The organism is Acinetobacter sp. YH12249, assembly GCF_013417475.1.
Lineage (GTDB): Bacteria > Pseudomonadota > Gammaproteobacteria > Pseudomonadales > Moraxellaceae > Acinetobacter.
Window position 1 is genome coordinate 17,007 of record NZ_VPDX01000032.1, and the last position, 12,733, is coordinate 29,739.

The following is a 12,733-nucleotide window of genomic DNA, read 5'->3' on the forward strand; positions in this document are numbered from 1 at the left end:
TCAAGGTCTAGTACCGGAGAAAAAGCATTCATCATTTCTCCCCCGTAATCGCTTTGACTTCAGCCAACAAGTCCCCAAACTTGCCATAATTGACTTTCACCCCATCATCCAGATCTAACGTAATACGCTGATCGGCATAATGACGCAGCTTTTCTTCAAAAGTACTGAGTTCAGCCTGTTGCTTATGCAAGTCTTGCAGTTTTTTCTCGATGCGTTTGATTTCAGCCGCAGAGTCACTGCTTTCTTTTGCTGTTTCCAGAGAATTAGCATAGGCGGACATTTTGGAAATCAGTGGCATAACATATTCGGTACGCATACGCGCCAAGGTGCTTTCGTTATAACGATGCAAATACACCAACGCCTGGAAAGCCCCCTGTTTACCACTGCTGAATAGCCAGTAGATCGGGCGCTTTTTATAGGTCTGCATGTGATCTTTATAGAACTTGCTGGCGAGGTAACGGCGAATGGTGTCTTCAGCCGTTTCACTGGCTTTTTTATCTAAGCTTTCTGCGAGCCACTGCATATTGGCATCCAGTGTCTCTTTCCCCCAAACGGCAGTTAAGAACTCTCGAATACGGTGCGTTGCATCATCTTCAAACCAGTGCATTTCGGTCAATGGAATAATACCGTCAGCATCTGCCGGGAATGTTTGATAACGGCTAGCATCAAAGTCTTGATTACCTGCATGGGCATAGATCAGACCTGGTTCATCCAGACTATAACGCCCCATCATGCAGCCAAGTGCATAAGAGACTAAACGCTGGCTGTCTTTTTCACGGTCGGCACGAGTTAAAGTGATCTGTTCATCTGGTACGTCTGGTGTAAGTTCATCCTGTAAACCATAAGCATCAATAAACAGCTTATTGTTTTCTTCTTCCAAGCGTTTCATTTCAGCCACGGCGTCAGTATTTTGCTGTTGCCATGTGTTAAACGCTAGTTCTAAGTTTGGCTGTTGGCTACGAATAATGGGGTTTTGGGTAAAGTCCCATGAGGTTTCGTAGGAGTCCCAATCATATTTAGATAATTGAACACAAACCTTAATATTTTCTTCATTAGCTGCTTGTACATCAAATGGAAGTTTATTTATTTCGCCAACTCCAAAATGTAAGGTAGGATTCATAAGATTCATATAGTAGAAAACAACTTTTGAATTTAATAAACCTAATGTTGTTATTAAATTATTTGAAAAAACCATAGAACCTGTATTTTCAAATATAAAGCCTTCATCTACTAATCTTGCACAAAAAAAAGAACTCGAAATATCTGTCCAGGTTACGCCAGCTTTAAAATAATATGATGGATTTCGAATGGTAGAATTACGCTGCTGTTTAATTGCAAATCCATTTTTTTCCCAATTAATAATATGATTTCTGTTTCCATACCATTTTCTTGCAGTACCACCATCATTATGTGGGAACCATTTATTTAAATTAATTTGATTATTTTTGGCTACAAAATTGATCTTAGTATGATTGACTTCATACCACTCTCTTACAAACCTAGGTTTATCTCCGCTTGTTAGTCCACTTTTAGCATTAGCTATATCCGCTAATGCTGGCATTTTCTCAAAATTATCACGTATAGAATTACCTACCCAATATGCTATAGGACTACATGGTATTTTTTGGAAATCTTCTTGAATGGTTGTATCAAAGCGATTTAAATTATTTTTTAATAGGTATTGTTTTTCCTCATGATTTTTATCTACTAATCTGAAGAAAGCCGGCTTTACACCCCCTATATGTTTTTTTTGACCTACGAATGCTACAGTCTGTACAACTTCGCCTGATATCTCTGGAAAAGCTCGGGCTCCCAAATGAGCCATAGTCCAAATTGAATGATTTAGAAGTAATTTTTCCCGCATGTTTTGATATGATGTTAAAAACATCCATCCCTGCATTGTTACCATACTACTAGCACCAGATTCTTTACAAAAATCGAAACCACGTTCTATAAACATGGCAAAGAGGTCTGATTTACTATCAGGATAGTAATCTTTAGCGAATTCTTTTAAGTTTGTAATTGTATTCGCACCCATATACGGCGGGTTAGCGATTACAGCATCATATTTTTTCGCTAAAAGTTTTGCTTGTATAACCAAAGGCAATAATTTTTTAGCAGCGGCTTTCTGTAAGGTATCGCCCTCAATAACCAAGCCTTCTAAGGTATTTTGCAAATCGATAAAATCTTGTTCTGGGCTATCCATACAAATTAAAGAACCAAAAGTTGAGGCTTCTTTAAACTTAGCTAAAACTTCCTGAATCAGCTTAAAACGTTCGTCATTTTCAGGACTGCTTAAATCCTTTTGATCATTGCCAAACAGATCGACATGACTGCCTTTTTGCCATGCTTGGTTTAAGTTGAGATCTTTCCAGATTTGATCTGCATCTAAATCCTGACTGTCTTGTAGCGCAATAATATTCAGCTTCGGTGGATTGCTAAATAAACGGCGGTCATCCTCACGCGCTTTCATCAATAGCGCAAAACTGGCTAACTGCGCGGCACGGGTATCAATATCAATCCCGTACAGGTTGTTTTCCAGAATCAAACGTGGAATATCACGACTGCGGTAACCACGTTCCAAATAAATCGCTTTTAAGCAATCGTAGGCTTCCACCAGAATATGCCCCGAACCACAGGCCGGATCCAGTACCGTAATGCTTTCAGGGTTTAAGCTATCGCCATCTTCACTGATCCGTACATCAATCAGCTGTTTTAACTGTGCATTGACTTCATCGCTTTGCTCAGCCGGCTGAATATAGTATTCCCACCCACTGGCAAGCATACTTTCTGGCTGTGCCATCATCCATAGACGACCAACACTGTTCTGTACCAGGTATTTCACAATCCAGTTTGGGGTGAATAATTGTGTCGCGGCAGGGATATCTTCACTTTTGACAACTTTACCAATCACCTGGTCTTTCTTTTCAGAAATATAGAACTGATACAGCCAGCCAATAATCTGCACATCCGACCAGTCTTCTTCTGGAATACTGCTGACCAGATCACGGATCAACGAATCGGTTTTGGTCAGGTTATCCGGTAATAACAGTTCTGACTCATCAGACACCTGTTCGAACAGGAGTGGCATCACCTGATTCAACGCATGACACTGCGCCAGTAACAATTCACGATAGAGTTCTTCGTCTTTATTGCCATCCAGCTTGAGTTCAGCCACACGGCTGGCATCTAAACCCGGTAGCTCAATGTCCAGACATTCTTCCAGAATCTGCGGCAAGCCTGCACTACCATCGGCACTGCTCAGCACACGGCGACCATGATCCAGTAAGCCTTTGCATTCCATGTAGCGAATGGCACAGAGACGGTTAAACCAGCTATAAGCGATATAATCAATCGTCTGCTCAAAACTGCTGGTTTGAATGCGCTTGATCAGCTTCTCACGTGGTTTCATGACTGATAGCGGAAAAACCTGATCGCCAATCAGCAGCAAGTCCCCTTTCTGTTCTGCCGGTAAAATGCGGTCTGCGGTGATGCCATATTTAGCGGCTTGCTTGCGCATCGCTGCGATAAAATCATTTCGTGCTTGCGGTGCGTATTTTTTAATATTACTGGTATTCATCTTTAAACCTTTAATTAATGACTGATGCCGATATCCCTAACCCGAGTTAGCGGATACGCACACGCTTTTTATCACTCACGATTTTTTTCAGTTCAGCTTTGAGTGCGTCTACAAACTGATCCACTGATTCTTCTGTTTCCAGATAGACACTACTTGAGCTTTTGCTGTAAATGCTGGCGACATCAACTTCGACAACAGGTTTCGGTGGCACTACGGCTGTCACAGACTGTACCGGACTCGCAGCAGGTGTTGATGTAACTGGGCTGGCTGTAGTTGCTGAACTCGCCACACTCTCGGCTTTGCTCTGAGCCAGTTGTGCCGCTTTGGCCTGACGCTGGATTTCCGCCTGAACTTCGCTTTCCAACTCATACAAGGCTTCATCAAAACGCTCGACGCTGGTTTGAGTTTGCAACATATAGATGGTGGACAGGCTAGTTTCCACTTCAATATCCGTTTTCAGCAGTTGTAGTGGGCGTAATAGCTTGTTACTCAGCTCAGCGGTGGCAATACCACTGTTTTTAATCTCGGCTTCTAACTGTTTGATCTTGTCATCAATGTGTTCTATCGCCTGATTGCGCTTCTCAGTCAACAATTGCTCATTGACGCTTTCCACTGTACGAACCAAATCAGCCACTTTATTTAACAGACCATAGGGCGATTCAAGGGTGGAAATGCGATGTAATTCAGAGAGGGCTTTTTTTGCCACCTCATCACTGCCCAGCGCCTGTTTGTTTTTCTCAAAATGACGTAAGGCCTGTTGCAGTTGTTGCCAGCTTGGCATCTGGTTGCTGAAGAATTCATGAATATCACGATAATCTTCTTCCAGATCCAGATAGTCGTCCTTGTTCTCGACCACGGCCTTAAAGAAATCGAAGCTGTCGCTATTCGCCAGCAGACGTTCCAAAGTCAGAATAGACTTTTCAATCACTTTCTTACCCGGGAACTGCCCAACATCAGTTTTACTCTTATACGACTTAAAGTTGGCTAACCAAGTCTTAAGATGCTGCAAATAGAATTCAAATAGCTCTTTCTCAGTCGCTGGTCCCATCGCCGAGAACAGTTCTTGGGTGAGTTGGCGTGCCTGTTTCAATACCTGATCATCAGTCTGGCGTTTTTTAATGATCGACACATCACGGCGACGGCGGCTGTTTTGTAAAGGCTCAAAGGCATCTTTTAACTGTAAGCTGCCGCCATTTAACTGTAGTGAAATCCGCCCCATCGCAGCCAGCTGACCCACCAACAGTAAAATCTCGGCATCTGGCCAGCCATAAGGACGTTTGGCAAAACGATCCACCACATCTGACACCAGAATACGCTCTGTACCGGTGGCCCGTAGTGCAATGTACTGCTCCACTTCCTGTAGGGCTTTGGGATTGCTCTGACCGCCATCCAGAGACAATCCGAGCTGCGCCATATCATCCACAGTCAAGACGGCGTTCAGTTCACGCCAGGCATCCTGCTGATAGACCTGCAGATAGCTCAGTTTGGTATAAGTGTTTTCCAGCAAATAACGACAAGCCTCATCCAGCTTGGTGGTTGGACTTGAAGATGAAAGTTGTAGATGTTGACCCAAGGCATAACTTTCCGCGTCCAGCAACATTTCTTCGACCCGGACACGCAGGCGTTTTTTACGCTCCTGGTTCTCACGGCCACGGTCTGCCAGGATACGGGTGATATCGGACTGAGTGCCATCATCATTTAACCGAATAAATTTATTGGTTTTCAGCCAGGTGCGCAGTTCATTAAAGAACTGTTTATCGTCTGCCAGTTTAAACAGGACTTGTCCTTCGGCCTGAGTACTTTTACCAATACAGTAAGCTTCAGTATAGAGGTTGTATTCCGTATCCAGCGGAGAAATGATTTCAACTTTCAAATCGCTCTCATACTTGCCATCCAGGCTATGACCATCCAGAAAACGACCAATCTGATAGTCCATCTTGTTGGCTTGATGGCGGTATTTGTTCTGATCGCGCAGTAAATCTTTAAAGATCAGGTTGGCTAACTCTTTATTTTCTTCTGAAGCCGCTAAGTCTGTGGCTTTAATTTTTCGGGTAATATCCCGCTCTTCATTGGTTAGGAACAGGAACTCATCACCATTCCTAGTAATCAGGCTCTCTTTTTCCAGACGCTGCAGGCTCTCTTCAATCCGCTTGCGCAATGCCAGCTTATCTTCATCAATTTTCTCAATCGACAAAGTCACCAGGTTATCCAGCGTACCTTTGATGATATCGACATAGCGGATCATGAACAGGGTACGCAGCATCTGCACATCAAAACCATCCAGGGTCTTATTCTGCCCTGCCTGGTCGATGGTACGCTTCACTGCTGTATCCAGAAATCCTTCCACTGAAGTATAGAAGCGGTGGAAAGGAACCAGGGCACCGACTTCATCTGTAGCAATCGCATTCGCGGCCATCTGGAACGCATCCAACATGGACCGTTCACCATAGGCCAGGTGTGCACCGGTCGCACCGACCTTACGGATTTCTTCAAATACTTTTTGTACCAGCTGAAAATGGTACGGCGCAAAAGGATAGTTATGGATAAAGCTGTCTGGCCCCTCATAGTTCTTTAGGGTTGGGCCTGAACGGTCAAAGGTAATCTGATTTTTTAAGATATCGCCCTTTTGCTCAAACACTGATCTGAGCAATGCTTCTGCTTCTGGGGTTTTACGTAATAAACGTTTCTGGATGACTTCATCGGTATTGGAACTGGACAGTGATAACCGGGTTTTAAAACGACCAGCAATCTTGGAGAAGTCATTGGCTTTGGAAGAAGACATCTCACCTAAAACAGCATCGATGTCTGCCTGTGAGGTGACGATAATCCAAGCGCGGCCTTTACAGATCGTACCCAGGTTTTCAGTAATGGTTTGCAATGTCAGCATCAAGCGGGTATCGCTGCCAATAAACTGCCCCACTTCATCGACCAAGAACAACATGCGTTGCTGGGGTCCTTTGCTGTCCAGGTATTCTTTCACCCACTGACAGAAGTTTTCAACCGAAACACTAAAGGTCTGCTCAGAATCCTCAAACCACTTGTGTGCAGCTTCTGCTGATAGATTCAGTGCCTGAGAAATCGCAGTTTCGACATCATCCTGATAGAACTGATATCCGTCACGTTCTTCTAGCCAAGACATGCCGCTGGATTCCTCAAACGCCTGTTTAAAGCGTTCATACACCCCTTTCTGGCTCAGGTGACGTTCCATATGGGCAATATGTGGATGGTCAGCACTAAAACCCTGATACTCGTTAAACACACGTAAAAACACATTCAGGATCGGATTGCCATCGTCATTGGAACTGGCTTTACTGTCAATGTTAAACAGGATGACATCGGCATGATGGCTAACGGCCTTGCCAATATCGGCACGGATAAATGCATCGCGGATTTTAGTTTCATCAAAGAATTCTGCGGCGCTACGCTCGTTACCTTGCGCATCACGTACCACTTTATTGGCCAGAATATACGACAAGGTTTTCAGGAAATGTGATTTACCTGAACCAAAGAAGCCTGAAATCCATACGCCGACACGGTTGGCAATCGAAGGATCGCTCAGGTCTGTGCCATAAGACTGGAAAAAGTCCCGAAAATGCTTTTCCAGTTCATTGGTGACCACATACTCATCGAGTTCCTGATAAACCGTAGTATTGTCATTCTGGTCTGCTTTTACGACCCCGTTAATCGCACGATCTAATGGCTTATAAAAAAGTTCTTTAATGTTCATCTCAATCCATTCCCCCGAATTCTTATTTCTATTTGCCGTGTTAAGGCACTAATCTGAATGCTCTGTAGTAATTATTGCTTGGAATTTTTCCAAATAAACTCATCGCTTGACCGTCGTAATAACCTGGGTAAAACAGCACCACTGGCTTATGCCCCAGTAACGAATGCAAACTGTTCAATAAGTGATGGGCACGTAACAGTGGCCAAACCGACCCTACCCCAGTCATCAACACAATATCTTGTGCATTGGTGGCATATTTACTCACCAGATAGGGCGCGAACTTATCCATATGCAGTGGGCCTTTCAGCGCTTTGAGCAGCGCCTCATCGCCTTTGGCTTTTTGCATTTGAATGGCTTTATCGATGAAGTTACGCTCAGACAGATAATCCACCACGGCTTGCAGCAGGTTGATATTCACCACCTTCAGCTGACTGTGTTTTTTCTCCAGCATCCCGTCTAGAAAATGCAGATATTCGCGCACCTTCAACTCATCTTCAGGTGCATAATCAAAAATCCAGAAGCCAATTTCATTGCCCAATCCTTGTCCAGTGAGAAACTCGGTTGAAAGTATTCGCTCTGGAATCTGGTTCAGACGCTCATGTATTGTTTGACTCATTGCTGCCCCTCTACAACTAACGCGTCCATACCGACACTTCCATAGATCTTTTAATGCGTTGTTTATAATGTTCTTCCAACAGGCTACGCAGCTCTGCTCTGACGATCACGCGCTGCAACTCCAGCTTACGGGTACTTTTTAAATAACCGGCTTCTGCCAGCATGCGAAACACCACCTGCCCCATTTTTTTCTTGCTGGACTCTTTCCAATCACAGATATCCGGATCACGTTGTGAGCGTTCATCCAAAAAATCTGACCAGATATAACTGTCCAAGTATTGCGCCTGGGAGATATAGGCATCCCTCATCACCGTTTCCATAAACTCAAGCAGCAACAGGTTGCGTTCCAGTGCCCCACAAAAAGCCACCTGAGTCGCCAGCTCATCATCCCCATCCCGCAAAGCTTTCCAGAAATCAGGCTCTAAGCGCTCAAGACGCTTACGAATGGCAGTGGCGTTACGTTGGGCTGAAGCAGGCGTTCTTTTTTGCAGAATATTGTCAATCTGAATGGCCTGATGCCATTGTTCTGGAGTCGCTTCTCGTAATAACAGATCCGCGATCAGCCGGCTTTCACGCACCATCAGGGAACCGCCAATCAGGTCACTGTCATAATGAAATTGTTCTAACATAGCCAATCTCCTATGACGCCTGATCAAACAGGTAAGACGACAGCTTTTCGATATCTGAGCGTTGTAGTACCAAGGGATATTTCAAGGCATCATCCGCCTCAGCCAGCGTGATCGCGGCCTGATATCGCTGCAAAGTATAGTGAGCCAGGGCTTTTTTCACCGGAATCTGTAATCTGCCATCAGGCATGCCGAAGTCTTTTTCGACCAGCGCTTGTTGTGATGAGTTCAATTTTGGATTAGGGATCAGCGTCAGTACAATTTCTTCATGCCATTGCTGATCCTGAGCAGGGCCTACTGACTCAATCGCCATCACAACAGGTGTGCGATCAATTCTGGAGAGTAAAAAGTCCTTAAACTGCTTGCTCTGATGGCAATAGGCACGGACATGCCAGCGAAAACCGGTATACACCAGGGTGTGTGGGGAAATGATGCGTTCATGCCACTGCGGATTCTGCATCGAGGCATAAATCATTTTTAAAGTACTTTGGTTGCGGCAGGCACGCAAAACTTCCCGAATCACTTCAGGACGTACACTGCGATCAGGTAATTGAACTGCTGTAAGATTCGGTTCTGGCATCGCAATAAGGGCATGCGATTCACTGACCAAGCCCGAGAGCATATTGAGATATTCATTGATATGCGCTGTAGTCAGTACAGGCTGGAAGCTGGCCTTAGGCACATAACCCTTGACGGAGGGGTCATGAATCAAGGCATCGGGGTTATACAGCGTATTGTAACGCTTGATATCCGCAGAAGCCTGCTGTCGACTGAGCCCAAACCAGCTCATCAAACGATTGGTAACCAAACGACCTTCCCAGTAAGCAAGCAACTCGATGGCTCGCATTCGAAGAAGCACTTCATGCTTATCTGTCGTCATATACCAATCAGTCAATAAATAGCAGCTTTAAGATTACCCTACAGCAAATATACAGTAAATATTTTTGACGGTATTTAAAGGTAGTATTGCAATCATCAGATAAAAAATATACTAGTATCCTGATGATAGCCGTCAAAGTACGATCTCTAGCAGATCATGGATCCTGGTATAGCGCGTGAATTGAGCTAAGTTTTAGAATGAGAGAAATATGGGTTTTAGATTTCGTAAAAGTATTAAATTATTCCCGGGTTTTAAAATTAATCTGACCCATAAAGGCATCAGCAGTGCCAGCATTGGCAAACCTGGTGCTTCTCTAAATATTGGGAAAAAAGGTACGCGAACCAGTGTCGGCATTCCAGGTACGGGACTATCTTACTCTAAACACCAACCTTACTCTAAAAAGACCCGTGTTCCACAACCGACATCGCTAGAACACACGGAATATAATCCTCAGAATTTAGAACAACCGAAGGCAAAGATATGGCCTTGGATTATTTTTGGAATATTGTGTTTTATGGTGGGTGCCGTCATTTTTTAGCAAGAACCGCATTGTATTTTAATCAAAAAAAAAATGCCCAGATGGATGAATGGGCAAACTAAGGAATTAATATCCTTCAGAAACTCCAGCGCAATTCTCGCTACTTTCAGTAAGCGACTCTGGCTCAATCATGATAGTCTGACTCAATCGAGTCGAGGTAAATCGATCCATCACAATTGGAGCAGAAATTATGCTTGATCACACTCTTGGTTAATGCTGAAAAGTCTTTGAGTTTTAATTAATAAATAATAGTATCCATGTCTACCCTCAACTTTACTTATTTTCAGATAGCAACCAATCGAGAGCACTCATTTTTACAATACCATTATAATTCGCTTCAGTCCCTATCGTGTCTAATGTAAGCAAATACTTGGGATACGAATCAGAAATTTTCTGTAATGGACGTAACTCTCGGCTGAGTGTCTCCTCATTGAGCGTTTCTAATGCCACCTGATAATAAGTTAAATTCTGTAAAGTATCGACAGCAACAAAATCAATTTCATATTCATCAACCCGCCCTACATAGACCGTATAACCTCGTCTGACAAGCTCAAGATAAATCACATTTTCTAAGATATGACCTTGATCAGCATTAGCATCAGGCAACATAATCCGGCGCAATCCGACATCAACTAAATAGTATTTTTCAGAGGATTGTAATAACTCACGCCCGCGTACTTTAAATTGTGCGGCACTATAAAATAACAAACTGTCCTGTAAGCCCTGAATATAGCGTTTTACTGTTTCAAATGAAATTTTAACCCCACTTGAAACAAAGGTATTTTTAATTTTATTGATGGAAATAGCTGAGCCTGTCACGCTTGCCAAATATCTTGTGACACGCTCGAGAGAGTTAATATCGGCAGTATTCAAACGTGGAATAACATCTTTAAACATTACACTGGCATAGACCGCTTGCAAGTAATCATAAGTTTCCTGCTGGCTAGTCATGGCAAGCGTATAAGGGAAACTACTGCGCGTATACATGGCATACAAATCACGATTTGATAATTGTTGGATGATCGGATTATTTTCAATATGCCACTGTTTAAATTCTTGGAATGAAAGGGGTAAAACATGTTGCTCTATATAGCGTCCTGTAAGTAAAGTCGCAAGTTCTCCACTTAGAAAGAATGCATTTGAGCCTGTAATATATAAATCGATATAATCCCGAACATATAAAGAGTCGACTACTTTCTCAAAATTTGTAACATGTTGAATTTCATCTAAAAAAACATAGTTTTTTTTACTTTTATCAACTTTGGATAATACATAATCATGTAGTTTACGGTAATCGGTGAGTTCTTCAAATTCCATAAATTCGAAGTTGATGGCAATGATGTTTTCGGCTTGTACGCCCTGTGCTTTTAGGTCTTGTTGAAACATCGCCAATAAGGTGGATTTTCCAGAGCGACGTACACCCGAAAGCACTTTAATGACATCACGGTCTTGCCATGTATTCAGAAATTTTAAGTAGCCATCACGTCGAATATTAGCGCTTCTCATTATTTACACTTAGAATCTAAAGTTTTAATAAATTCTATCAAATTTTAGAATGTATATGTAAATATATTTAGTTTTAAGAAAAGTTTAAAGGTTAAGTGAAACATTCAAAGCTGCTGTAGAAGCATGTAAACATGCAGATCTGATCAAAATCCAAATTCTGTCTTTTTGATTATTTTCCATGTCATGTTATGTCATTTATGCTACGAGTTAACTGCTATATAAATTAAGTGAAAAGTAAATGGAACTAAGTTGTTAACTAGAGTGGAACTCATTTTTGTTGTGCTGATGGTCTCAGCCTTAATCCTAATTGCTTATGAAATGCTAAAAGGTTTATTTTAGAGCATCTATACAATTTTTGATCAAAAAAAGCCCACAGAGGGAATCTATGGGCGAAACTAAGGACCTTGACGGTCATTCAGAAACTACAGCTAGTTTCTGGTTGTGATTCTGGACTGAATTAAAAATAACCATATTGGCTGAATGTATCAAAAGTTAAATCATGTGATTAATCATTGATACTTCTGCAAAAATGAGCTCATCGCTCTGTTGATTAATACAGTAATTCACCAAACAAATCCGCTCTAATCTCTTCCAGGCTCAGATCTGATTTCATCCTATTACAGATGGGATGAACCAGCAGACCATTCTCTAGAACACCTTGCCCACCTACGGCTTTGGCAATCCGATGATCCGATTCAGTAGAATCAAGATAGATCAATCCATCACAAATGAGGCAAAAGTTATGATTACCCACCAGAAAATTGTGCTTAAGCAGACTCTTGGTTAATGCCGAAAAGGCCTTGGGCTTTGACCGAGAAATTGGACTAATCGACTCCACATATCCCACTCTATTGTAAACAAGACATTTTTATCTTTTATATTCAATGGCTTATTTTCCTGCTAATTGGTAATACCATGAAAAATACCATGCTCAGAAAAGGCTTAACAATATTTTGAAAAATTGCCTACTGAGCGCTGCCGCACAGCTCCATAGGCCGCTTTCCTGGCTTTGCTTCCAGATGTATGCTATTCTGCTCCTGCAGCTAATGGATCACCGCAAACAGGTTACTCGCCTGGGGATTCCCTTTCGACCCGAGCATCCGTATGAGACTCATGCTCGATTATTATTATTATACTCTGTACACGACAAATTTCACAGAACCCTTATCCTATCAGGATTCTGCTTTCTTAAAATTGCCAAAATTTCCTTAAACTCTTCTTTTTTCCCAAAACCAATTAAACGCTGAATCGCCATTTGAAC

General features: G+C 42.6%; 7 protein-coding genes and 1 pseudogene. 1 reads left to right on the top strand and 7 read right to left on the bottom strand.

The features are described 5' to 3' along the window. Positions 1 to 31: 31 nt before the first annotated feature. The 5 genes from pglX to FTV25_RS13850 are packed head-to-tail and all read right to left on the bottom strand — an operon-like array spanning position 32 to position 9,428. Complete coding sequence (pglX, locus tag FTV25_RS13830; protein WP_180004193.1) at positions 32 to 3,580, bottom strand: BREX-1 system adenine-specific DNA-methyltransferase PglX; 3,549 nt, start codon at positions 3,578 to 3,580, stop codon at positions 32 to 34. Positions 3,581 to 3,626: 46 nt separating this feature from the next. Beyond that, positions 3,627 to 7,307 carry a BREX system P-loop protein BrxC gene (brxC, locus tag FTV25_RS13835; protein WP_180004195.1) on the bottom strand — a complete coding sequence of 1,227 codons (3,681 nt, stop codon included), beginning with the start codon at positions 7,305 to 7,307 and terminating at the stop codon, positions 3,627 to 3,629. Between the two features lie 40 nt (positions 7,308 to 7,347). After that, positions 7,348 to 7,923 (bottom strand): DUF1788 domain-containing protein, encoded by a 576-nt coding sequence (locus FTV25_RS13840; protein ID WP_086355031.1) that lies wholly within the window; start codon positions 7,921 to 7,923, stop codon positions 7,348 to 7,350. A 16-nt stretch (positions 7,924 to 7,939) separates the two neighbouring features. After that, complete coding sequence (locus FTV25_RS13845; protein WP_121523422.1) at positions 7,940 to 8,551, bottom strand: DUF1819 family protein; 612 nt, start codon at positions 8,549 to 8,551, stop codon at positions 7,940 to 7,942. Between the two features lie 10 nt (positions 8,552 to 8,561). Further along, on the bottom strand, positions 8,562 to 9,428 hold the full coding sequence (locus FTV25_RS13850) for a WYL domain-containing protein (RefSeq protein ID WP_180004198.1): 867 nt from the start codon (positions 9,426 to 9,428) through the stop codon (positions 8,562 to 8,564). A gap of 208 nt (positions 9,429 to 9,636) precedes the next feature. Here FTV25_RS13850 and FTV25_RS13855 point away from each other — a divergent pair, with 208 nt between their 5' ends. Beyond that, positions 9,637 to 9,966 (top strand): DUF4236 domain-containing protein, encoded by a 330-nt coding sequence (locus FTV25_RS13855; RefSeq protein ID WP_005403805.1) that lies wholly within the window; start codon positions 9,637 to 9,639, stop codon positions 9,964 to 9,966. A 273-nt stretch (positions 9,967 to 10,239) separates the two neighbouring features. Here the strand turns inward: FTV25_RS13855 and FTV25_RS13860 are convergent, their stop codons facing one another. Then, complete coding sequence (locus FTV25_RS13860) at positions 10,240 to 11,472, bottom strand: ATP-binding protein (RefSeq protein WP_160255372.1); 1,233 nt, start codon at positions 11,470 to 11,472, stop codon at positions 10,240 to 10,242. A gap of 550 nt (positions 11,473 to 12,022) precedes the next feature. Then, positions 12,023 to 12,334, bottom strand: a pseudogene (locus FTV25_RS13865) (HNH endonuclease signature motif containing protein); the annotation flags it as partial. Between the last annotated feature and the right edge of the window lie 399 nt (positions 12,335 to 12,733).

What these genes read in the sequence shown, in the direction of transcription:
- pglX (WP_180004193.1), bottom strand. Translation starts at nt 3,580, where the DNA reads ATGAATACCAGTAATATTAAAAAATACGCACCGCAAGCACGAAATGAT.
- brxC (WP_180004195.1), bottom strand. Translation starts at nt 7,307, where the DNA reads ATGAACATTAAAGAACTTTTTTATAAGCCATTAGATCGTGCGATTAAC.
- FTV25_RS13840 (WP_086355031.1), bottom strand. Translation starts at nt 7,923, where the DNA reads ATGAGTCAAACAATACATGAGCGTCTGAACCAGATTCCAGAGCGAATA.
- FTV25_RS13845 (WP_121523422.1), bottom strand. Translation starts at nt 8,551, where the DNA reads ATGTTAGAACAATTTCATTATGACAGTGACCTGATTGGCGGTTCCCTG.
- FTV25_RS13850 (WP_180004198.1), bottom strand. Translation starts at nt 9,428, where the DNA reads ATGACGACAGATAAGCATGAAGTGCTTCTTCGAATGCGAGCCATCGAG.
- FTV25_RS13855 (WP_005403805.1), top strand. Translation starts at nt 9,637, where the DNA reads ATGGGTTTTAGATTTCGTAAAAGTATTAAATTATTCCCGGGTTTTAAA.
- FTV25_RS13860 (WP_160255372.1), bottom strand. Translation starts at nt 11,472, where the DNA reads ATGAGAAGCGCTAATATTCGACGTGATGGCTACTTAAAATTTCTGAAT.